Raw genomic sequence first — 20456 nt, forward strand, 5'->3', positions numbered from 1 at the left:
ATGACCGGATGGGCCTGTGGTAAACTCGCGTTTTTCGCGCCCTATTTCGCACTCCAGAGCCGGCTTTATGGATTTTCAGGTTCCCAACACCCTGGCTGAGCAGATCGCCAACTACCTGGCAGAACGCATCATGACCGGTCAGATACGACCGGGTGAGCGGGTGCATGAGGCAACCGTCGCCACTGAACTTCAGGTCAGCCGGGCCTCGGTCAAAGAAGCGCTCTATACCCTTGAGCGCTGGCACCTGATCGACATCATTCCCCGCAAGGGCGCCATGGCCACACGGCTTGACGCGGTGCACGCCTCGGAGCTGTACGACGTTTACATGCACCTGCTGATGATGCTGGCCCAGCGCCTGTGCGAGCGCTGGACGGAAGAAAACAGACCGGCACTGATGCAGGCGGTACAGCGGGTAACCGAGCAAATGCACAACCGCCAGGCCGATATCACGGCGGTGGTGGAATCCAGTTTTGGCGTGATGGACGTGTGTTGTGAGGTGGTGGGCAACCCCTATCTGACCGAAGCTCTGAGCAACTTCAAGCCCGCTGTCAGCCGCGCCTATTACCTGAGCGCCGACCGCTACCGCCAGGATCTGGACCGCACCGGACGTTTCTTCACCCGGCTGACCCAGGCCATTCTGAGCCGCGATTCACAGCAGGCCGCCGAGCTGATCACCGGCTTCGCCAATCATCAGAAGGCCCTGATCCAGCAGGCTCTGGCGGCTTCATGACGGCACCCGTAAACGACGACTACGACGTTGAAGAGGAATACCGGAGCAACGCCTCCGGCAAACGGCTGGGGATCTTTGCCCTGATCTTTGTCTTGATGACCGCTGCGGGGCTATACGCGGTTTATGACCAGTTCGCCGACCGCAACTTCAGCTTTGATGCCAGCCTGCTGGCGCCGGAGAACATTGCCGCGGTCCTTGCACTGCTGCTGGTCTATTACGCCGCCGATGGCCTGCGGCTGCATTTCACCCTCAGGGCCCTGGGGCACCGGCTGCCACTGCCGCTGATGGCCCGGCTGGTGTTTATCAATCTGTTTTTCTCCAACGTCACTCCGATGGCCACCGGCGGTGGCTTTGCCCAGATCTGGTATCTGCACCGCCACGGGGTTCCGTTAGGGCGCGCCACGGCTGCGACGACCATCCGCACGGTGCTGGCGGTGATGTTTATCTTCTCCCTGACGCCGGTTTTCCTGCTGACACTCGACGCCTTCAAAGGTGAATCGCTGGTCGGCGATCTGGGCCCGGTTCTGGCGGTGCTGATCATGCTCTATCTGGGTTTTTTTCTGGTGGTGCTGTTCCGCACCCATTGGCTGATCGGCCCGCTGTCGTCGCTGCTGGCTTTTCTGCGCCGGATGCACCTGATCAGTAGCGCACGGCACCGACGCTGGCAGTTCAAGGCGAAACGGGAAATGCTGAGGTTCTCGGTGAGCTTCGGGGATTACCTGAGCGGCCCGAAACAGTATGTGGCTCTGTCGGTGCTGTTCACCGGCCTGTTTCTGCTCAGCCTGTTCAGTTTTCCCGCACTGCTGATCTGGGCACTGGATTATGAGGTGGATTATCTCATCAGCGTGGGTCTGATGGTGGTCACCACCTTTGTCATGTACTTCTCGCCCACCCCCGGCGCTTCCGGTATTTCCGAGGGCGTGTTCGGCAGTTTCTTCAAAGACACCCTGACAGCCGACCACTTGCTGCTGGTGACAGTTGCGTGGCGCTTTATCACCATTTACCTTGGGATGATTATCGGGCTGGTTACTCTGCAGAGAGAACTGCTCGCGCAACGGAAGGCTTCCTGATGAATCAACCAACCTCCCTGAAGATTCTGTTCTACATCAACCTTGTGGTTGTGTTGCTGCTGATTGGCTACAAGGGCTACCTGAATTTCTCCCAGACGGACTTCCAGGCACTGCACACAAGCCAGGCGGAGGCGATCGAAGAAAGACTGTCAGACGAAGCCGGCTTCAGCTTTGCGGTGGTGGGCAACATCAACAACTCCGTAAACATGTTTGAAAAGCAGATGATCCCGGAGCTGAACTCTGCGGGGCTGGATTTTGTGGTGTCTGCCGGCAATGCGGTCAGCGGCGGGGGCGAGGACAAGTACCGGGCCATTCTTGGCACCTTCAGCCACCTGGACATTCCCTATCTGCTGACCTTCGGGGAAAACGAGTATGGCAACTTTGGCTCTTTCCGTTTTTACGAACACTTCGGCCCCCACTTCTATACCGTGGATGGCCCCCGGGCACAGCTGATTTTTCTCGACAGCACCGGCAAAACCCCCTGGCGCTGGCAGATACGCTGGCTGGAGGAACGCCTTCAGGCGTCATCGGATCGACCGGTTTTTTTGTTTATCGGTCACCCGCTACTGCACCCGACAGATGAAGCACCGTTCGAGCAAAAGGACGATTTCCTCCGGCCCGTGGCCTTCCAGAATGCCCTGATGTCGCTGGTCAATGATCATGATATCGCGGCCGTGTTCTCCGCCAACCTGTCGCTCTATTCAAACCAGCAGGTCAACGAAACCCGGTTTATTGTGACCGGCGGCGCTGGCGGCCTGGTGCTCAGCAACGAGACCAGTTTCTATCACTACGTCCGTGTCGATGTGGCGCCGGATGGCTCGGTCAGCTATTCCCTGAAACGCATGAAATCCCGGCCTGACCCAGTGTTGAGTACCCTGGAGTCGCTCTGGTTCGCAATCTATTCGCTGTTCTACGTGGGTTACGTGAATTTCTTCCTGCTGGTGGCACTGCTTGTGGTGATCGGCACCAAGCTTTACACCGCCATCTTCGTGGAAAAGGACTACTACCCCAATTACGATCTGGATCCAACGCCCTGGCTCGACAAGCCGCTGCGCATTGCCATGTTCACCAACAACTACCTGCCGTTTATCGGCGGCGTGCCCATCTCGATCGAACGGCTGCGGCGGGGCCTGCAGGCACTTCAGGATTCTGTGCTGGTAGTCGCCCCACGGTATCGGGACCAGCCAAAGAACGAGGACAACGTTCTGCGGGTTCCCTCGCTGTTGTCCATGGGTGAGAAGCGCGAATTCCGCCTGGCGAACATCTTCCTGCGGCGCATCCGTACCCGCCTGAAAATCTTCCAGCCGGATGTGATTCACCTGCATCATCCGTTCTGGCTCGGCTCACTGGGGCTGTTTATGGGCCGCCTGCTGAAAGTGCCGGTGATTTACACCTATCACACACGGCTAGAGCATTACGCCCACTTTGTACCGCTGCCGGGCAACCTGTTCAGGAACCTGATTTCCCACGCGCTGGTTAAACGGTTCGCCAACAAATGTGACGCAGTGATTGTGCCCACCTACTCCACCGAGGAATACCTGCGTATGATCGGGGTGAAATCCGCTACCTTTGTGCAACCCACGGGCATCGAGTATCACCGTTTCCAGGAGGTATCCGACGAGGAAGTGAGCTCGCTCCGGAAGACTCTGGGCCTGACTGACGAAACCGTATTTGTCAGTGTTTCCCGGTTGTCCAACGAGAAGAACATCGATTTCATGATTGATGCCATCCACGCCCTGCGCCAGCGCACCGACAAACCTTTCCGGTTCCTGATGATTGGTGAGGGCCACCAGCGCGAGCGACTGCAAAGCCGTATCGACGAGCTGGATCTGGGCCAGCACTTTACGCTGGTCGGCGCCATTCCCCCCGAGGACATGGCCATCTGGTATCACCTGGGAGACGCGTTCCTGTTTGCGTCGAAGTCCGAAACCCAGGGCATGGTGATTCTGGAAGCCATGGCCGCAGGGCTGCCTGTAGTGGCGGTTCGCTCCAGCGGTATCGACGATGTGGTGCGGCAGGATTTCAACGGCTTCAAGACACCGGAAAAGCCGGACCTGTGGTGCGATCGGGTCCAGCAGCTTCTGGAAGACACGGAGCTGCGGGAAAAGATGGCCGCCAATGCCCTGTCGTTCGCCGCCGACTACTCTGTCGAGCAGTTTGCCCGGGACGTCAGGGAGATCTACGCCCTCACCCTGGCCCGCACGGCATCCAAGGGTAAGGGCGGTCAGAATCCGTAAAGCAGGGACACCGAAATTTCAGTGTCGGTACGTTCGGCGTTTGCCGGCGGGTCCGACAGATGCTGCACACGGTAGGCGGCTTTCATGGACAGGGTGCCCACGATATTGGCCTGCAACGAAGTTTCAGATTCGGTAGTCGTGGTCTGATCATCCAGGCCCATTTCCACGCTCAGGGTCTGGCGAAACAGGGCCGTTTCCGACAGGGCCTGATCGTAGCGGCCAGATATCCGCGCAATGGCTTCATCATCCTTCCGGTCGCCGTCAGGGCCGGCCACTTCCAGCCGGTTAAGCCGATAACCTGCGCCGACGGACAGGTCCAGGAACGAGCGTTCGCCCTCCGTCCAGACCCGGTTACCGTAACCGGTGGTCAGGGATGACTGAAAGTCATAGCCGGAGAAACGATCATCTTCATGGAAGGCCCTCACAAACCAGTATTGGCGCTCGGAAAACTTGTAGTCGGTCTCGACCGTGGTGCGGTACTTCTCGGCGGTGGTCATGTCATCCGTTTCAGAATAGGCCGAGCGGAATTCGGCCGTATTGCGCCACTTTTCCACTTCGTGCTGAAGCGCGACGCGACCGTTGATATTGGTTTCTTCGGTGTTTCCGGAGGTGATCAGGGCGCCAAGCTCCGCCTCGCCCTGCCACTTTTTCGCATCTTCGTCCTTCCCCGCTTCCTGGCCCTGGGCCGCCAGCGGCAGCAAAAGGGCCGTGACGGCACTGGTCAGTGTTCTCAGATGCATGAAAGCTCCTTGTCTGAATATCAGTTTCCGGAGGCGGTTTTTCTGCTTCTCCCCTCTCCGGCGGCGCTCTGTTGGGCCTGGCGCTGCTGTTCTGCACGTTTCCGTGCCTTGCGCTCCTCAATGAGGCGCGCCGCCTCGCCCCCCACATGGACTTCGCCCCGCTGTTCCGCCAGCCGGATTTGCCGTTCACGTTCGGCGAACCGGGCCTTCTGCTCTTCCGTCAGCGACCCGATGCACTGATGACAGCTAACGCCCTGCTCGTATTCCGGGCGATGTTTGTCGGCCTCGGTGATCGGGCGGCGGCAGGCGTGACACTGATCATATTCGCCCCGTTCCAGCCGATGGTTCACCGTGACCCGGTCATCGAATACGAAGCACTCTCCGTGCCACAGGCTTTCCTGCTCCGGCACTTCCTCCAGATATTTGAGGATTCCGCCCTTCAGGTGATAGACCTCGTCAAAGCCCTGCTCCTTGAGGTAGGCGGTGGATTTCTCGCAGCGGATACCACCGGTACAGAACATGGCGACCTTCTTGTGGCGGCCCGGTTCCAGGTTCTGTTTCACATACTCCGGGAACTCACGGAAGGTATCCGTGGCGGGATTCTTCGCGTTGGCAAAGGTGCCGATTTCAACCTCGTACTGGTTGCGGGTATCAACTACCAGCACCTCGGGATCGGAGATCAACGCGTTCCAGTCACCGGGTTCAACGTAGGTGCCTACGATGCGTTGGGGGTCGATACCGTCCACGCCCATGGTGACAATCTCTTTCTTGAGTTTGACCTTGGTGCGCTTGAAGGGCTGGATATCCACAAAGGATTCCTTGTAGTCGATGCCTTCAAAACGCCCGTCGGCGTCCAGCCAGCTTTTGATGGCATCCACGCCCTGGCGCGAGCCGGCAATCGTTCCGTTGATGCCCTCGCGGGCGAGCAGCAGGGTGCCGCGCACATCGTGCTGATGCATCAGGTTCAGTAAGGGCTGGCGTAGGGACTGGTAATCATTCAGAGCTGCGAACTTGTAAAGCGCGCAGACAACAATGTTCTGGCTCATTGGCGAGAGTTCTCCTGCGGGCCGGATCGTAAATCCGGAGCATGTGTTTTTAAGTGCGGCGGTATTCTATCGAATCCCGCCGCCCGGGCGCTAGTTGGCGGACTGTTCTTCCGCCAGCTCCCGCTCAACAACTGCGGAAAGCTGTCCCCAGCCCGGCCGGGAGAGACGGATGTTGTCCACCAGCACCGTCGGCGTGCGGGCAATCTGAAGCTGGACCGCAATCTGGCGGCTCTGTTCTACGTCTTCCAGGTGCAGCTGTGTATCCATGCAGCGCTCGAAACGGCGGCTTTCCAGACCCATTTCCCGGGCGTAACGCTCGAAGATTTCGGCCGGCTGGTCTGAACCGCTCCATTCGATCTGGTTGGCGAAGAGCCTGTCGTGCATGGCCCAGTAGTTGTCCTGGTCACCGGCACAGCGGGCGGCCATGGCTGCGGGCACCGCGTTGTCATGCTGGGGAAGGGGGAAATCGAAGTAAACGAAACGTACCTGCCCTTTGTCGACGTAGGTGTTCTTGAGCTGCTTGGCGGCGCTGGAGAACTGCTGACAGGCCGGGCACTGGTAGTCGGCAAATTCCCGCACTACTACCGGTGCGTCGGGGTCCCCTACCGATACGCCATACTGATCAAGCTGAGAGGGAAACGGCTTGGCATTCTCGCTTGCGGTGGGCAAATCATCAGAGGTGGGCTCCGGTGGCGCCGTGATCACGTAAACAATGGCAATGACCAATGCCACTACGCCGGCGCCCAGCCCGATGATCAGAGGCTTCTGGCTGCGCGGTTGTCCTTTCGGTGCGGTGTCGCCGGTCTTCTTGCGGCGTTTTGCTTCACCCATGATGTAACTCCTGGTGCGTGGTTAAACGGTTCATTGGCACAGTTTGATAAGCAGGCTAAGATTCCGGCTATCCGACAAAGTTCCGATTGCCGTTAATTTACCTCAAGGGTCACCTTATGCCTCTGCCCGAATCTCTTCCAGAGTCTCTGAAAAACAATCTTGAACTGCCTCTGGTAGCCGCCCCCATGTTTCTGATTTCCGGTCCGGAAATGGCGCTTGCCTGTTGCAAGGAAGGCATTGTAGGCAGCTTTCCCGCGCTTAACCAGCGCAGCAGCGAAGGCTTCGAGGACTGGCTGATTCTTATGAACGATGAGTTGCAGGCTTTTCGTGCTGACAACCCTGGCCATAAGGTAGCACCCTACGCCGTCAACCTGATCGTGCATAACACCAACCCCCGCTGGGAGGCGGACCTGGAGCTGTGCGTGAAACACCAGGTTCCGATTGTGATTACGTCACTGGGAGCGGCCACCCGGGTGACCGAAGCGGTCCACAGCTATGGCGGGAGGGTATTCCACGACGTGACCAACCAGAAGCACGCCCGTAAAGCGGCGGAAGCGGGCGTGGACGGGATTATCGCGGTGTCTGCCGGTGCCGGCGGGCACGCGGGCACCATCAACCCCTTCGTGCTGGTGCACGAGATCCGCGAGGTCTTCGACGGCCTGGTTCTGCTGGCCGGCGGCCTGTCAAAAGGCGAAGACCTGCTGGCCGCCCAGGCCATGGGCGCAGACCTTTGCTACATGGGCACCCGCTTCATCAACACCACCGAATCCCAGGCTGAAGCGGCTTACCAGGCGATGATTATCGAAGCGGTATCCGGAGACATCATTCATACCCCGGCGGTGTCCGGTATTCCCGCCAACTTCATGCGCCAGAGCCTGGAAGCGGCTGGCTACCCCATGGATAAACTGAACCAGCCCGGCGCCATCGACTACGGTGAGAAGCTAAAGCCCATGGAAGACGAAGCCAAGGCCTGGAAAACCGTCTGGTCTGCCGGCCAGGGCGTGAGCCAGATTCAGGACGTGCTGTCCACCGCCGAACTGGTGCGGCGGATCCGGAGCGAGTACGAAACCGCGAAAGCCAGGCTCCAGGCCAGCTCCTGATCCGGCGGCTTCAGATCCTGAACTGAGCGGCGCTGGTTTTCAGGCCGTCGAGCGTCTGGCTGATCTGTGTGCTGGCATGATCCGAGCGCTCGATGGCCTCGACGGTTTCACCGAAAAGCGTTGAGATGTGGCTGACATTCACGCTGACTTCGCCGGCATGTCTGCCCTGCTCCCCGGCCGTCGCAGAGATCTCCAGTGCGCGACTCTGCAGACTGCCCAGCAGTTGTTGTATTTTCTCGAAGTGCTCATCCGCGCTTCTGAATTCGGTGGACGACGCGGCTACATCCGCCGAGACCTCCTCAATGGCCCGGACCGCCTGCTGGCTTCCCTGCTGCAGACGCTCGATAATCCCGTTGATTTCCGTGGTCGATTCCTGCGTGCGACTGGCCAGGCTACGAACCTCGTCAGCGACGACCGCAAACCCGCGCCCGGCTTCGCCGGCGCGCGCGGCTTCAATCGCGGCATTCAGCGCCAGCAGGTTGGTCTGTTCGGCAATGGATCGAATCACCGCAAGCACTGAATCGATTTCACTGCTCTTCTGGTCCAGATCATTTACGGCCACTACTGCCTGTTCTACATTCCGCACAACCTGATCCAGGCGCTGACGCACATCGCGGGAGATTGCGGCGGTCGCCTCGCTCTCGGCATTGACGTTTTTCACATCACCTGCCACTTCGTGGATGCTCTCGGCGACGTCCGAAATACTGCCGGACATGCTGCTCATTACTTCGGTTACCTGCGCCACGTCGGTTTGCTGGCGATTGACCGCCGAGACTGCCTGGCGACTGATTTCGCCCTGCTCCCGGGCGCGTTCAACGGCCGTTTCGGCAGAGGACTTCACTTCCGACACCAGGGCCTGGATCCGGCCGATAAACTGGTTCATGCCTTCAGCCATGTCGGTCAGTTCGTCTTTACCTTTCAAAGCGACACGTCGGGTCAGGTCTGCTTCGCCGTCGGCGATGCCCCAGATGGCAGAGTTCAGCCGCAGTACTTTAGGCAGGACACCGCCGCCAAGAATCGCAGCCACCAGAAGAACCAGTGCGATGGCGGACACGATGGACAAGACCGACAGTTTATTGGACAGCTCTGACGCTTCGTTATCCAGCGCCTGAACGGTGCTGCCAATGCGGGACTGGGTAGCGGTGCCCATTGCCGTGAGCTGGTCCTGCAGACGCTGGTTGACGACCTCGGTTTCCGACGCCAGGGTCTGGCGGAGGGCATCAATACTGTTGTTGATGGTGGCACTGAATTCCTGCTCCAGCGCGGACAGATCCCGGTTGATGCCTTCCAGTGACAGGCCCAGTCGTAGCTGCCCGATAGCCGCGCCCTGGGGTTTGATATCCGCCGTAATAATCACCACGTTCGGATCCCGGCTGGCGGCATCCAGAACCTTGTTGGCTGCACCACGACCTTCCCCCTGGTCCATAAGGGTGCGTACGCGATCGTCCGTGCGGTCGACGTAACGGGTCAGTCTTTCACCGTATTGGTCATAGTAGATGGCAAACAATACCGATTCCCGGGCGTCGGCCAGTTCCACCAGGCCGGTCAGTTTGGGAATGTCCCGGTCCCAGATCAGCGGCGCAGCGACGGCCGCCATCACTTCGGCCAGGCCTTGTGCTTCTGCCATCACGGCCTCGCGGACATTACTGGCCACCCGTTCCTGCTGGGCCACCTGTTGACGTGTCAACTCGCCGGACAGCTCTGTTACCGTACGCTGCTGCATGGCCTCCAACCGGTTTCGCACGTCCGCGCGGGTCTCTCCAAAAGACTCGTTGACCTGGCTCCGGCTTTCTTCCAGCGCCTCACTGGCCGTCGCCACAAGCTGGTCCACCTGGTTACCGATCAGCCACTGGCTGAACAGAACCTGCACGACCCCGGCAACAATCAGAATCAGGAATACGGGGCGTAAAAGCCGGCTGGTGACCAGCGCTTTGAAGAAGTGAGGAGTCATGTTTCCCGGGTCCGGTTGGTGCGAGGTTAACCGGGTCGTGAAAAAGGAAAACGGCCCGGGCTTGGCTGTTTGTGAAATTACAGCAAGACCCAGACCATAGAGCATAGGCGGTTACGCTTTTTTACATAAAAGCGAGGCGGCTTAGAACTTCCGGAAACAACTCACAGGTTAGTTGTCACCTTCGTCCTCCAGTTCGATTTCGGAGGCGCGATATTGAACCCCGACGCCGGAAACCGACTCGTACTCTACTTCCACGACAGGGTACTGATTCTGCCCGGGATCAATCAGTCCCGAGAGCTCGGCAGGAGTCGTGTCATCGTAGGCAGTGGAGGGTGCCTGTATGAGGACGCCAAGGACACTGATTGATTCATTGGCGAGGTCAATTTCCCGAAGTTTTCCTTCCAGCTCGAACGATAGAAGCGCGTCCTGTTCATCGTCGATTTCGATCTTCACCGCTTCCAGGAAGATATTGCCGTTTTCTTCCCGCTCGATGCCTTCCACCTTTACGTCGAGACCATTACCCAATGCGTCCAGTAGCATCTCCCTGCTGGTCTGAAAGCCGTCATCGTCGTCTTCAAGAATGGTCAGCGGTGTGATTTGCGCCAGCACGCCGCCGACCCTGAAGGTGCCAGCTTGTCTATCCACCGCGCCCTCAATCGGTCCGTCAACTTCGGCATTGGCTTCCCGCAACTCGATTTCATCAGCATTGACGGAGCCATCGGGCTGATAGTCCCCTTCCACCTCAATCAGTAGTCCGGGCACCAGGTCGCTGGGCGCGAGTCCATCATCAAACTCGGTGTCGGACGTCACGTTGACGGTGATGCCGTTAATCGTGAAGCTGCTGCCATCGAAGGCATCGATCACCGGGCCGGTGAACTGGATATCGTCTTCTGTAGCGCGGCGATAGCGGCGACGGTCGTCCTGGCGGATTTCTTCGGCCGCAAACTGCCCTCCAACAAGCAGGCGTCCTTCTACCTCAACAAACACGCCGTCAGCGAGGTCAGCTCTGTTAAAGTTTTCAAATTGTACGGACTGGTCGCACTGCACCGTGACGGTCCCGATTTCAAAGCTGCAGGGGGCAACAATGAAGTTTCTGATAGCGCCTTCCAGCTCAATCTCGTTTTCCGGGTCAGGCGCCCTGGCAACCCCTTCCTGGACGCGCACCAGGCTGGCCCGGAAATCCCCGTTAGGCAATCGCCAACCGCTGACCCGCACCACATCATTATCGGTGAAATCGGTAACGGGTTTACCCTTGATAACGGTTTGCCGATCAATATTTACGTTCAGTCCGAGAATCGAGATAACCGCTGTCTGGCTGGCCTCATTCCAGGCTTCGATCACGCTGATCGGGCCTCTGAGGGTGTCGTCGTATTCAAGCTCGGAGGCAGTACCCTCGCCATTCTGGCGCCATTCGCCATTCACTCGCAGGATCATGCCCTCATCAAGATCGCCCTCGTTGAAGATCCCGTCATCGCTGTTCACCGCCCGGTTCAGAATGCCATCGGTGGAAAACCGTATGCCATTGACAAACACGCTGCCGAAACCCGACACCGGCCCGACACTGGACCCGGTCCCGCGAATGCCGCCGTCAACCACCTGAAAATTACCCCCGGCTTCTCCTCCGCAGGCTGAAAGCAGGCCCACGGACAGAGCGCTCAATGAAAGGCGCGCAGCTGAAAGCAATGACTTCGGTTTCATGTGTGTTTCTCCCTGGTATTCTGCTTTCCACTCTCGACCGGCTGAACCGGGTCCTCGAAATAGAAGATCCCGACACCGGTTCTCACCGCATCTTCGGACACTTCGCCCTGGCCGTGGCTGGCGATGTCACGGTCATGGGGCGCCAGCCATCCGTCCAGTTGTTCCAGCAATTCCTGGGACTGTTGGGCCGCGAACTGTCGCCAGCGTTCCATCACCTCCGGCGGGATATTGTTATACACCAGGGTTCGCTGGAACAGGGGCTGGCTGTCGGGCCGGCTTCCGGTCAGGTTGTGATCGATGGTTGCTATAAGATCTGATACGTCCTCGCCGAAGATTCCGAGCATTTCCTCGCTGTCCCCTGCCGGCACATAGGCCCGTTGACGCAGAGCGAGCTTATCCTCTCCATCGGTGGCCACGACGCCGACCCGCACCAATTCTTCGAGAACCGCCCGGGGCGTCATATCGCCACTGTAGAGGCGGACCAGTTCGCTAAAGCTGGAACTGCCGTCGAACGGAAGCTTTCGCGGTTCACCGCTCTCCGTGCAAAAAACCGGGTCGTGAACCCAGCCGGAAACCACTCGGGAAGCCCGGTTTTCCTGCCTTTTGCCCGCTGCGATCTGGTCGTCCCCTGCCAGAATTTCCCGCTGTTTCTTCACTTCCTTGCGGGTAAGCCCGGTCATGACCGCCGCGCGGGAATCCGTGGGCTTTTTGCGGGCGTCGGCAAAATCTTCCATTGCAGCATCCACATAGGCGCGCTTCACCAGCTCTGCGAACTCCGCAAAAGGAATACCGTTGCGCAGCAGCAGGCGAGCCAGGGGGCGCAGAATGCGATACAGCGCCCGGCGCAGAGGGTTGTTATCAGGTTCTTTCATATTTGGGATTGTATTCCCATCGCGACATCAAAAGCCAGAAACCCCGGGCAGGCGCTGGCCTGCCCGGGCATTTTCCGGTCAGTCGTCGGAATCGTCGTTGTCACTGTCGTTACTGTCGTCGTTGTCGTCGTCAGTGTCGTCGTCGTCAATCTCGAGATCCTCCGTCAGCTGATACTGGCCGCCGGCGGTCATCATGTACTCCGCTTCCACCCTGCTGCCTGCGGTGGCGCCGGAGGTGCTATAGCCATTGAGCAGAATTTCCAGGTTCATCAGCGTAATGGAAACCGGGCCGACGGCACTGGCCCGGGCTTCCAGTTCGTAGTCGTCGTCGTCATCATCGTCTTCCCGTTCAATGCTGAAGGCCTCGAGAAAACCACCTCCGCTGTTGCGCTGACGTCCCTCGATCTCCAGATAGTCACCGACGCTCAGGCTCTGGATGTCCTGGACCCGGCTGCGGCGATCGTCATCGTCATCATCGTCGTCATCGATAAGGGTATTGCCGGTGAGCTGAACACGAACGCCACTGACCATCAGCGACTCATCTGTCAGATCAATGGATTCGATACGGCCATCCAGTTCGGCATCCGACTCCTGGCCCTCGATTTCTTCAGCCACAAGTACGCCATTGCGGAAATCTCCTTCAACCTTGACGAATACGCCATCGGCCAGGCTGTTACGGCCGATATCGTCAAACTCTGTGCCGGACGTTACCCGGACCGTCACGCCGTTAATCGAGAACTGCTGACTGGCGGCATCGAAGTCATAGATGGTTCCCGATATTTCCACATCGTCGTTGTCATCGAACAGATCGTCTTCGTCGTCGATTTCCTCGGCAATGATGACGCCGCCACTAAGGCGACCCTCCACCTCGACCGCGAGGCCATTGGCCAGGTCGTCGAGGGAGAAATCATCGTCACCGGTTGCGCTGGTGTAATCGACCGGGAAACCGTTGATGGTGAAGGTCTCTGCGCTTGTATCCAGATTGGCGACAATGCCTTCAATTTCCACTTCGTTGTCATCATCGAATTCGAGACCGATGGCGCGGGCACCGACATAGCTGGCCCGGAAGCTGCCATCGTCAAGACGCCAGGCGCTGATGCGCACACGGTAACCCTGCGGATTGGCAGCAAGGGCAGTTGGTGTGGCACCACGGAATACCGTCTTACTATCCAGGGCAATGGTCTGACCGAGGAGTGTCAGGGTTCCGCTACGGGCCGCATCGTCCCAGCTCATACCGGACACCGGCCCCCGCAGTGTGTCGTCGTAGCGTATCCGGTCGGCACGGCCTTCGCCGCGGTCATCCCAATCGCCGTCAACCTTGAGGATCATTCCCTTGCGGAGCTGATCCTCCCGCTCGAACCCATCGTCGCTTTCCACGCTGCCATTGGTGGAAAACCGGGTGCCGTTGACATAAACGCTGCCAAACCCCGACACCGCGCCGACGCTGGTACCGGAGGACGTGCCGCTGCCGGATGAACCCCCGGAGCCACCACAGGCCACAAGCGTTCCGGCAACCGCGCCGGTCATTGCCAACTTTATCGATAAAGCGAGTGCGTTGCGTTTCATTGTTCTTCTCCAGGCTCTGTTCGTCTGTCTTTACTTCAATTGGGATATTTTTCCCAATTACTGTATTTGGGAATATATTCCCATTTTTAGAGCCTGTCCACTTTTTGAACAAAATATTTTATGGGCGCTCTTCAGTACGCCCGGGCATGCCGCGCACCGTCGGCCCCATGAAAGAGATGAACGACAGCCTGTTCGGGAACGTAAGCACTGCGGCGCAACATAATGCGGTCGTCGTCAGTCAGCTCAACCACGCCTTTACGAAGCAGCTCATTACGCACAACGGCTGGCGAGAGCAGAGAATCACACTGGTACACCAGGCGATCAAAGCCGTTCTCTTTGTCACCGTATGCCCGCAACAAACGGGGCTCGTTGTCGGCGCCTAGAAAATGTTCATTGCGAATCCAGTGCCGGATAACGTTCCGGCAAGGTCTGGACAGAAGAGCATTGACGAGTTCGGCGGGCTGCCAGTGAAATTTGGTTTGTGAACAGACCTCAAGATGTTTCATCTCTGTTCTCCGTTGATTCGTCAGGGTGTTTGCTACTGACAACGACGGCACTGGCCGTTTTATTCCCGGAAGTGACAGAATGATTTGTGAACTTTCCTGACAGGCCCGCGTAACCTTATGACCACGCGCACAAAACAGGTGAAACCAATGCTGGGATTTCTGAAAGGCGATCCGAAGAAGAAGTTGCAGAAAGAATACGAAGCTAAGTTACAGAAGGCACTCCATGCCCAGCGCAATGGGGACTTGCGGACCCACGGTACGCTGATGGAAGAAGCCGAAAAGATTTACGAGGAAATTCAGAAGCTGAACAAATAACAGCTCTATATCCTTGGCGGGCGGGTCGGCAGGCATACCCCTGCTCAAAACACGCCCGTAAATACGTCCCTGTAGGGCTCGGTCGCGCCATCCCTGGCGCTCTACGGTTTTGCACAGGGGTATGCCTGCCAACCTACTGGCTAAGTATCGCTCATAAAGTGACGGAGCTGCCGATTGAGACGATCGACCTCCCGCCGCATTTCCTGAACCTCGTCCAGAAGTTCCAGCGACATGGCCAGCCCGGGCAGGTTCATTTTCAGATCCCGCTGCAGGCGTTGGGCCTTTCGTAAACGGGCCAGCGCCTGAAGATCAAACTGCCACTGTCGAGCGTCGGGCGAATCGTCTACCGGCGCAATAACCCCGTAGTTCACCAGCTTGATTACGAACTCCGCATGGCAATCCCCACGCTCGCAGACTTCCCGCAGGGTGAACGTAGCGTTCGGTTCTACCAGTTCGACGCTCAGAATGTGGTCTCTGTCAGTCATCCTTCACCCCCGCCTACACGTGCAGTTTGCTGCGTGGATTGAAGCCTTTTTCGGCCTCGGCCAGTTTCCTGTAGAGCCTTTCAGCCTCCTCGGAATGCCGCTCGGGCATGGCGACCTGCAGAATCACAATCTGGTCGCCAGGATGCTTGCCGGGCAGGCCCTTGCCTTTTAAGCGAAGCCGGCTGCCACTGGAAGAGCCCTTGGGGACTTTCACGTTTACCTTGGAGCCCACGGTGGGCACCGTGATCGAGCCACCCAGGGCTGCTTCCCAGGGGGCAACGGGCACGGTAATGACGATATCCCGGCCCTCAATAGTAAAGTGTGGATGCGGCGCGTATTCCACTTCGATGAACAGATCGCCGTTCTCCGCACCGCCAACGCCGGGCGCACCCTGGCCTTTCAGGCGAATATGCTGGCCTTCTTTCATGCCGGCGGGGATCTTCACCTTCAGGGTTTTCTGGCGCTGCATCACCCGGCCATTGGCGTCGGGTTCCTGAACGTTGAAAGTGACCTGTTTCTCGCAGCCGTGAAATGCCTCTTCCAGGAACAGCGCCAGCCTGGCGTGAACGTCTTCACCCCGCATACGCATGGAATGCCGCTGGCCGCCGAAGCCGCCGCCAAAGCCAGAACCGAAACCGGCACCGGCGCGACGGCCACCACCGAAGATTTCTTCAAAGAAGTCACTGAACTGCCCGGCATCGGCTTCGGTGTAGCCACCGCCGCCAAAGCCGGAAGCACTTTCCCAGCCTGGAGGACGCTGGAACGATCCGTCTTTGCGGGCACCGTACTTCTTCAGCTCGTCGTATTCTGCGCGCTTTTCAGGGTCTTTCAATACCTCATAGGCCTCGCCAACGTCCTTGAATTTATCGGCGGCATTGTCTTCCTTGCTGACGTCCGGATGGTATTTCCGGGCCAGTTTGCGGTAGGCCTTCTTGATTTCCTCGGGGGAGGCAGACTCGCTCACACCCAAGACGGCGTAATAGTCTTTAAAGTCCATTCGTTTCCTCACACCTGCCAGGAGTCATGCTTATTTAATCTGTAGCTACTCCTATATTTGATGACAAAGTGAAAATTACAAGGTGGCGGGTATCCGGATTGATGCTTATCGGCACAATGGCGGTGCAATCTTGTTTTCTACCCACGCCCTGCCCTAGGCTGTGACGATTGGAAGCAGCGCAGAGGACATTGTCCATCATGCAAGAATCGGAGCTGGAGCGAAGGGCTGGCTGGAAAAGCTCTCCCCTGATCGGGATGTTGGCCAGCATTGCGTTCGTCGGCGTTATTCTTGCGATCCTGTATTCCCTGGGCATCCATGAGCGGGTCGTGGTGATGCTTCAGTGGTTTGAAGCTCAGGGCGCCTGGGCTGCGCTTCTTTTCATTCTGCTGATGATGGTGACCGTGGTTGCCCTGCTCCCGGGCTTTCTGTTCACCACCGGTGCCGGCTTCGTGTTTGGTGTCTTCGAAGGCACCGTCTATGTGGTTGCGGGTACGGTCCTTGGAGCTGCTATTGCATTCCTGATATCTCGGCACCTTTTCGGAGACCGAGCAAAAGAGTTCGTGATGGCCAGGGCCCGCCTGCGACTGATGAGCAATGAGCTGACGCCCCACGGCTGGAAGATTGTACTTCTGACCCGGCTTATTCCGTTTTTCCCCGGCAAGCTTTCCAACTATTTCTTCGGCCTGACCCGCTTCTCGTTCCGGGGTTTTGTCGGCGGCTCCGCCGTGGGCCTTATCCCGTTCTCGCTCCACAACGTCTACCTGGGATCCATCGCCGCAGATCTGACGGTTCTTGGCGTCCGGGAAACCGGCCGGTCACCCCTTGAATGGGCCATTTACGGTGCGGGCTTTGCCGGCACGGTGCTGGCAGTGATCTACCTGAATATCCTGGCGCGGCGAGCGCTGGCCAAATACACAGACGAGGACCATAGCCTGGAGATTAAACAGTGACCTGGATGAAGTGGCTACCCTGGCGTTTCGTGGTGAAACGCGTTGCCCGTCAACACGGGTTTCTCGATCCCATTGCCCTGCTTTCCAAGCTCCACGGTTTTGCGCAACCGTCGGAAGTTGGCGAACCCATTGAGCTGCTGCGGGCCGGTGTAGTTTTCCATGCCCGGGGCCTGATCAACAGCCGGGTGATACAGCACAATCTGGACTGGGTCTGGCCTTACTGGATCGAACGGCAGTTTGATCCGAAGGACCCGTCGTTCATTCCCCGGGCCTTCTCCATTACCCACATCAACCTAAGCAACCGTAACTGGACCGCGGTGGGACATCCGGACTGTGACGAGCTGCCCATTGTGGACCCGAGAGGCCTGCTGACGCCTTTCTTCGACAGCTGGTCCCTGGATGGATGGCTGCTGGCGGATGACGGACGCTGCCTGCTGCCCTCGCGCACCAAAAATACTCGGCAGTGGCAGGAAACCGAAGACAACGTCCGTGTTCATACAGAATCCGCGATGGACGGTCTGGGACTGAGCAGCAGTTCCTGGGTGGAGCTGGAAAACGGCATCCCGGTCTGCAAATTCCGGATAAGGGCAACCTCGGACGTGGCAGGTTCGGTGGTTCTGGCCCTGCGACCGGCAAACCCTGAAGGCATCAGCTTTATTCATAAGGTAAGTGTGTCGGGCGAGCGGGATGCGTGGACGGTGGATGGTCAGCGTTCGGTGAGCTTCAGTGCCCCGGCTGACCGGCACCACGTATCCGACTACATCAATGGTGATGTGCATATTCATCTGACGGACCGTGAAGACCAGACCGAGGGCGTCTGTGATGTGGGCATGGTGACCGCTGCGGCCCTGTTTTCCGTCGAAGCCGGGGTCACCCGTGAAATCACCGCCAGCATTCCCCTGAGCGACAAGCCCGCGCGCCTGCCCGAGCCCGATGCCTGGCAGACCGAACGGGAAGGCCATGCCCGACTGGTATGCCCGGAACCCCGCTATCAGTTTCTCTATGATTCGGCGGTGGCATCGCTGGTTCTGCATTCGCCGGAGGATGTCTATCCCGGTCCCTTCACCTACAAGCGCTTCTGGTTCCGCGATGCGGCCTTCATCATCAATGCGCTGCTGAGCATTGGCCTGACCGGCCGCGCCGAACGGGCCCTGTCCCAATTTCCGGACCGCCAGACCCGCAGCGGTTATTTCCGCTCACAGGAAGGGGAATGGGACGCCAATGGTGAGGTGCTGTGGGTTCTCAAGCGGTTTTTCGATCTGACCGGGCAACGCCCGGACAACCGCTGGCAGGGTGCGATCAGCCGTGGCGCCCGGTGGATTACCAACAAGCGACTGAGCGGGGAGACCGAGGCACCCCACGCCGGGCTGCTGCCCGCGGGTTTCAGCGCTGAACACCTGGGCCCCAACGATTATTACTATTGGGATGACTTCTGGGGCATCTCCGGGCTGCACGCCGCAGCGGCCATGCTTGCCGAAGACAGGCCGGAAGACAGCAAGGCCTTCCGGGAAGATGCTGCCGAGTTTACCAAGGCCGTCGACCGCAGCCTCGAGCGCTGCCAGCAACGGCTGAAACGCCCGGGCATGCCCGCCTCACCCTATCGTCGCCTGGACGCCGGTGCCATTGGTTCCCTGGCAGTGGGCTACCCCACCCAGCTCAGCGAACCGGATGATCCACGCCTGCTGGACTGCGCGGAATTTCTGATGGAGCGTTGCTTTGTTGACGGCGCCTTCTACCAGGACATGATCCATTCCGGCCTGAATGCCTATCTGACCCTGCACGTGGCCCAGGTTCTGCTGCGGGCCGGGGACCCGCGCTATCTGGAGCTGATGGATTCGGTGGCGGATCTGGCCTCGCCTACCGGCCAGTGGCCTGAAGCCATCCATCCCGGCACCCGGGGTGGATGCATGGGCGACGGGCACCATGTCTGGGCCTCAGCGGAATGGGTGCTGATGGTACGAAACTGCTTTGTGCGGGAAGAAGGCGAACGCCTGGTGCTTTGCGACGGTGTGCCGGAGCGCTGGCTGGAACAGAACGAGCCCATCAGTTTTGGGCCGGCGCCAACGAGCTTTGGCAGGGTTTTAGTGAGCATCACCCCCAACGCGGGGGACGCTCCGACGGTTTCATGGACCGCCGACTGGCACGGCACAGAGCCGCCCATTGAGGTGAAACTGCCAGGTTATAAACCAGTGGTGGCGGGCCCGGATTCGGGCTCCGCCACTCTGGAAAAGATCTGACCAGGAAAGCCTGAAGAGCGGGCCTATCGGACCTTGGGGTCCAGCTCGCCGGCGGCGTAACGTTCGAACATGCGCTCGAGGTTCATCGGCTTGATCTTGTCGGCGTTGCCGGCGGTTCCGAAGGCTTCATAGCGGGCGATACAGACTTCGGTCATCGCCTTCATGGTTTCTTTGAGGAGCTTGCGCGGGTCAAACTCGGCCGGGTTCTGGGCCAGGAAGCGACGGGTCGCGCCGGTACTTGCCAGACGCAGGTCGGTGTCGATGTTGACCTTGCGAACGCCGTGTTTGATGCCTTCAACGATTTCCTCAACCGGCACGCCGTAGGTTTCCGGAATCTCGCCGCCGTATTCGTTGATGATTTTCAGCCATTCCTGGGGCACGGAGCTGGAGCCATGCATGACCAGGTGGGTATCCGGGATGCGGGCGTGGATCTTTTTGATCTGCTCGATGGCCAGGATGTCGCCGGTGGGCGGCCGGGTGAACTTGTAGGCGCCGTGGCTGGTGCCGATGGCGATGGCCAGGGCGTCCACGTGGGTTTTCTTGACGAAGTCGGCGGCTTCTTCCGGATCGGTCAGCATCTGGCTGTGGTCCAGGGTGCCTTCGGCGCCAATGCCGTCTTCTTCACCGGCCTGGCCGGTTTCCAGAGAGCCCAGGCAGCCCAGCTCGCCTTCCACGGATACGCCACAGGCGTGGGCCATTTCCACGGTGCGACGGGTAACGTCGACGTTGTATTCGTAGTCGGTGGGGGTTTTGCCATCTTCACCGAGGGAGCCGTCCATCATTACGGAGCTGAAGCCCAGCTGAATGGAGCGCTGGCACACGGACGGGCTGGTGCCGTGGTCCTGGTGCATGACCACGGGAATGTGGGGAAATTCTTCAATGGCCGCCAGAATGAGGTGGCGCAGGAAGGGGGCGCCAGCATATTTGCGGGCACCTGCAGAGGCCTGAACAATCACCGGTGAGTTGGTTTTGTCAGCCGCTTCCATGATGGCGCGCATCTGCTCAAGGTTGTTCACGTTGTAGGCCGGCACGCCATAACCGTGCTCGGCGGCGTGGTCCAGCAGTTGCCGCATCGATATCAGGGCCATTGGGTTTGTCTCCTTGGTTTAACTTTGGGTCGGTAAC

At 58.8% G+C, this 20456-nt stretch carries 18 protein-coding genes; 7 read left to right on the plus strand and 11 right to left on the minus strand.

The window, feature by feature from the left end; all coding sequences use genetic code 11:
- Window positions 1-67: 67 nt before the first annotated feature.
- From FPL19_RS03155 to FPL19_RS03165, 3 genes are read left to right on the plus strand one after another with little or no spacing between them, the layout of a single operon-like run.
- A complete protein-coding gene (locus FPL19_RS03155; protein ID WP_150910522.1) occupies window positions 68-730 on the plus strand; it encodes a GntR family transcriptional regulator in 663 nt (220 codons plus the stop codon).
- Window positions 727-1800, plus strand: a complete 1074-nt coding sequence (locus tag FPL19_RS03160; RefSeq protein ID WP_225314274.1) for a lysylphosphatidylglycerol synthase transmembrane domain-containing protein — start codon at window positions 727-729, stop codon at window positions 1798-1800. Before FPL19_RS03155 ends, FPL19_RS03160 begins: the two co-directional genes overlap by 4 nt.
- The gene (locus FPL19_RS03165) at window positions 1800-4037 is read left to right on the plus strand and encodes a glycosyltransferase (RefSeq protein WP_150910524.1); all 2238 of its coding nucleotides are present in this window, start codon (window positions 1800-1802) and stop codon (window positions 4035-4037) included. The genes FPL19_RS03160 and FPL19_RS03165 overlap by 1 nt, the downstream gene beginning before the upstream one ends.
- On the opposite strand, the gene FPL19_RS03170 is transcribed toward FPL19_RS03165, so the two are convergent.
- From FPL19_RS03170 to FPL19_RS03180, 3 genes are all read right to left on the minus strand, one after another.
- The gene (locus FPL19_RS03170) at window positions 4025-4777 is read right to left on the minus strand and encodes a DUF481 domain-containing protein (protein ID WP_150910526.1); all 753 of its coding nucleotides are present in this window, start codon (window positions 4775-4777) and stop codon (window positions 4025-4027) included. The genes FPL19_RS03165 and FPL19_RS03170 overlap by 13 nt on opposite strands.
- A gap of 20 nt (window positions 4778-4797) precedes the next feature.
- Complete coding sequence (gene trhO / locus FPL19_RS03175; RefSeq protein ID WP_150910528.1) at window positions 4798-5823, minus strand: oxygen-dependent tRNA uridine(34) hydroxylase TrhO; 1026 nt, start codon at window positions 5821-5823, stop codon at window positions 4798-4800.
- 90 nt (window positions 5824-5913) lie between these two features.
- Window positions 5914-6654 carry a DsbA family protein gene (locus FPL19_RS03180; protein ID WP_150910529.1) on the minus strand — a complete coding sequence of 247 codons (741 nt, stop codon included), beginning with the start codon at window positions 6652-6654 and terminating at the stop codon, window positions 5914-5916.
- 116 nt (window positions 6655-6770) lie between these two features.
- Between FPL19_RS03180 and FPL19_RS03185 the strand changes: the two genes are divergently transcribed.
- Complete coding sequence (locus FPL19_RS03185; RefSeq protein ID WP_150910531.1) at window positions 6771-7754, plus strand: NAD(P)H-dependent flavin oxidoreductase; 984 nt, start codon at window positions 6771-6773, stop codon at window positions 7752-7754.
- A gap of 10 nt (window positions 7755-7764) precedes the next feature.
- On the opposite strand, the gene FPL19_RS03190 is transcribed toward FPL19_RS03185, so the two are convergent.
- The 5 genes from FPL19_RS03190 to FPL19_RS03210 all read right to left on the minus strand — a co-directional run bounded on the left by FPL19_RS03190 (window position 7765) and on the right by FPL19_RS03210 (window position 14347).
- Window positions 7765-9705: a methyl-accepting chemotaxis protein gene (locus FPL19_RS03190; protein ID WP_150910533.1), complete on the minus strand. Its 1941-nt coding sequence runs from the start codon at window positions 9703-9705 to the stop codon at window positions 7765-7767.
- Between the two features lie 168 nt (window positions 9706-9873).
- On the minus strand, window positions 9874-11403 hold the full coding sequence (locus tag FPL19_RS03195; protein WP_150910535.1) for a DUF5666 domain-containing protein: 1530 nt from the start codon (window positions 11401-11403) through the stop codon (window positions 9874-9876).
- On the minus strand, window positions 11400-12275 hold the full coding sequence (locus FPL19_RS03200) for a DUF6502 family protein (protein WP_150910537.1): 876 nt from the start codon (window positions 12273-12275) through the stop codon (window positions 11400-11402). The genes FPL19_RS03195 and FPL19_RS03200 overlap by 4 nt, the downstream gene beginning before the upstream one ends.
- 78 nt (window positions 12276-12353) lie before the next feature.
- Window positions 12354-13841, minus strand: a complete 1488-nt coding sequence (locus tag FPL19_RS03205; RefSeq protein ID WP_150910539.1) for a DUF5666 domain-containing protein — start codon at window positions 13839-13841, stop codon at window positions 12354-12356.
- A 131-nt stretch (window positions 13842-13972) separates the two neighbouring features.
- Window positions 13973-14347, minus strand: coding sequence for a hypothetical protein (locus FPL19_RS03210; RefSeq protein ID WP_150910541.1), 375 nt, complete (start codon window positions 14345-14347; stop codon window positions 13973-13975).
- A gap of 147 nt (window positions 14348-14494) precedes the next feature.
- Between FPL19_RS03210 and FPL19_RS03215 the strand changes: the two genes are divergently transcribed.
- Window positions 14495-14662, plus strand: coding sequence for a DUF6435 family protein (locus tag FPL19_RS03215; RefSeq protein WP_150910543.1), 168 nt, complete (start codon window positions 14495-14497; stop codon window positions 14660-14662).
- A 140-nt stretch (window positions 14663-14802) separates the two neighbouring features.
- Here FPL19_RS03215 and FPL19_RS03220 read toward each other — a convergent pair whose 3' ends face one another.
- Both FPL19_RS03220 and FPL19_RS03225 read right to left on the minus strand, forming a co-directional pair.
- Window positions 14803-15147, minus strand: a complete 345-nt coding sequence (locus FPL19_RS03220; RefSeq protein ID WP_150910545.1) for a chaperone modulator CbpM — start codon at window positions 15145-15147, stop codon at window positions 14803-14805.
- Between the two features lie 13 nt (window positions 15148-15160).
- Window positions 15161-16144, minus strand: a complete 984-nt coding sequence (locus FPL19_RS03225; protein ID WP_150910547.1) for a DnaJ C-terminal domain-containing protein — start codon at window positions 16142-16144, stop codon at window positions 15161-15163.
- Between the two features lie 197 nt (window positions 16145-16341).
- On the opposite strand from FPL19_RS03225, the gene FPL19_RS03230 reads away from it, so the two are divergent.
- A complete protein-coding gene (locus FPL19_RS03230) occupies window positions 16342-17094 on the plus strand; it encodes a TVP38/TMEM64 family protein (protein WP_150910549.1) in 753 nt (250 codons plus the stop codon).
- Window positions 17095-17099: 5 nt separating this feature from the next.
- Window positions 17100-19331: a hypothetical protein gene (locus tag FPL19_RS03235; RefSeq protein ID WP_225314369.1), complete on the plus strand. Its 2232-nt coding sequence runs from the start codon at window positions 17100-17102 to the stop codon at window positions 19329-19331.
- A gap of 23 nt (window positions 19332-19354) precedes the next feature.
- Here FPL19_RS03235 and fba read toward each other — a convergent pair whose 3' ends face one another.
- Window positions 19355-20419 (minus strand): class II fructose-bisphosphate aldolase, encoded by a 1065-nt coding sequence (gene fba, locus FPL19_RS03240; protein WP_150910553.1) that lies wholly within the window; start codon window positions 20417-20419, stop codon window positions 19355-19357.
- Window positions 20420-20456 lie beyond the last annotated feature (37 nt).

The sequence above is a fragment of the Marinobacter halotolerans genome, assembly GCF_008795985.1.
GTDB lineage: Bacteria > Pseudomonadota > Gammaproteobacteria > Pseudomonadales > Oleiphilaceae > Marinobacter > Marinobacter halotolerans.

Coding starts and splice junctions, on each gene's coding strand:
- FPL19_RS03200 (WP_150910537.1), bottom strand. CDS start 12,275: ATGAAAGAACCTGATAACAACCCTCTGCGCCGGGCGCTGTATCGCATT.
- FPL19_RS03170 (WP_150910526.1), bottom strand. CDS start 4,777: ATGCATCTGAGAACACTGACCAGTGCCGTCACGGCCCTTTTGCTGCCG.
- FPL19_RS03195 (WP_150910535.1), bottom strand. CDS start 11,403: ATGAAACCGAAGTCATTGCTTTCAGCTGCGCGCCTTTCATTGAGCGCT.
- FPL19_RS03220 (WP_150910545.1), bottom strand. CDS start 15,147: ATGACTGACAGAGACCACATTCTGAGCGTCGAACTGGTAGAACCGAAC.
- FPL19_RS03235 (WP_225314369.1), top strand. CDS start 17,100: ATGAAGTGGCTACCCTGGCGTTTCGTGGTGAAACGCGTTGCCCGTCAA.
- FPL19_RS03210 (WP_150910541.1), bottom strand. CDS start 14,347: ATGAAACATCTTGAGGTCTGTTCACAAACCAAATTTCACTGGCAGCCC.
- FPL19_RS03215 (WP_150910543.1), top strand. CDS start 14,495: ATGCTGGGATTTCTGAAAGGCGATCCGAAGAAGAAGTTGCAGAAAGAA.
- FPL19_RS03230 (WP_150910549.1), top strand. CDS start 16,342: ATGCAAGAATCGGAGCTGGAGCGAAGGGCTGGCTGGAAAAGCTCTCCC.
- FPL19_RS03190 (WP_150910533.1), bottom strand. CDS start 9,705: ATGACTCCTCACTTCTTCAAAGCGCTGGTCACCAGCCGGCTTTTACGC.
- FPL19_RS03185 (WP_150910531.1), top strand. CDS start 6,771: ATGCCTCTGCCCGAATCTCTTCCAGAGTCTCTGAAAAACAATCTTGAA.
- FPL19_RS03155 (WP_150910522.1), top strand. CDS start 68: ATGGATTTTCAGGTTCCCAACACCCTGGCTGAGCAGATCGCCAACTAC.
- trhO (WP_150910528.1), bottom strand. CDS start 5,823: ATGAGCCAGAACATTGTTGTCTGCGCGCTTTACAAGTTCGCAGCTCTG.
- FPL19_RS03225 (WP_150910547.1), bottom strand. CDS start 16,144: ATGGACTTTAAAGACTATTACGCCGTCTTGGGTGTGAGCGAGTCTGCC.
- FPL19_RS03180 (WP_150910529.1), bottom strand. CDS start 6,654: ATGGGTGAAGCAAAACGCCGCAAGAAGACCGGCGACACCGCACCGAAA.
- FPL19_RS03165 (WP_150910524.1), top strand. CDS start 1,800: ATGAATCAACCAACCTCCCTGAAGATTCTGTTCTACATCAACCTTGTG.
- FPL19_RS03205 (WP_150910539.1), bottom strand. CDS start 13,841: ATGAAACGCAACGCACTCGCTTTATCGATAAAGTTGGCAATGACCGGC.
- FPL19_RS03160 (WP_225314274.1), top strand. CDS start 727: ATGACGGCACCCGTAAACGACGACTACGACGTTGAAGAGGAATACCGG.
- fba (WP_150910553.1), bottom strand. CDS start 20,419: ATGGCCCTGATATCGATGCGGCAACTGCTGGACCACGCCGCCGAGCAC.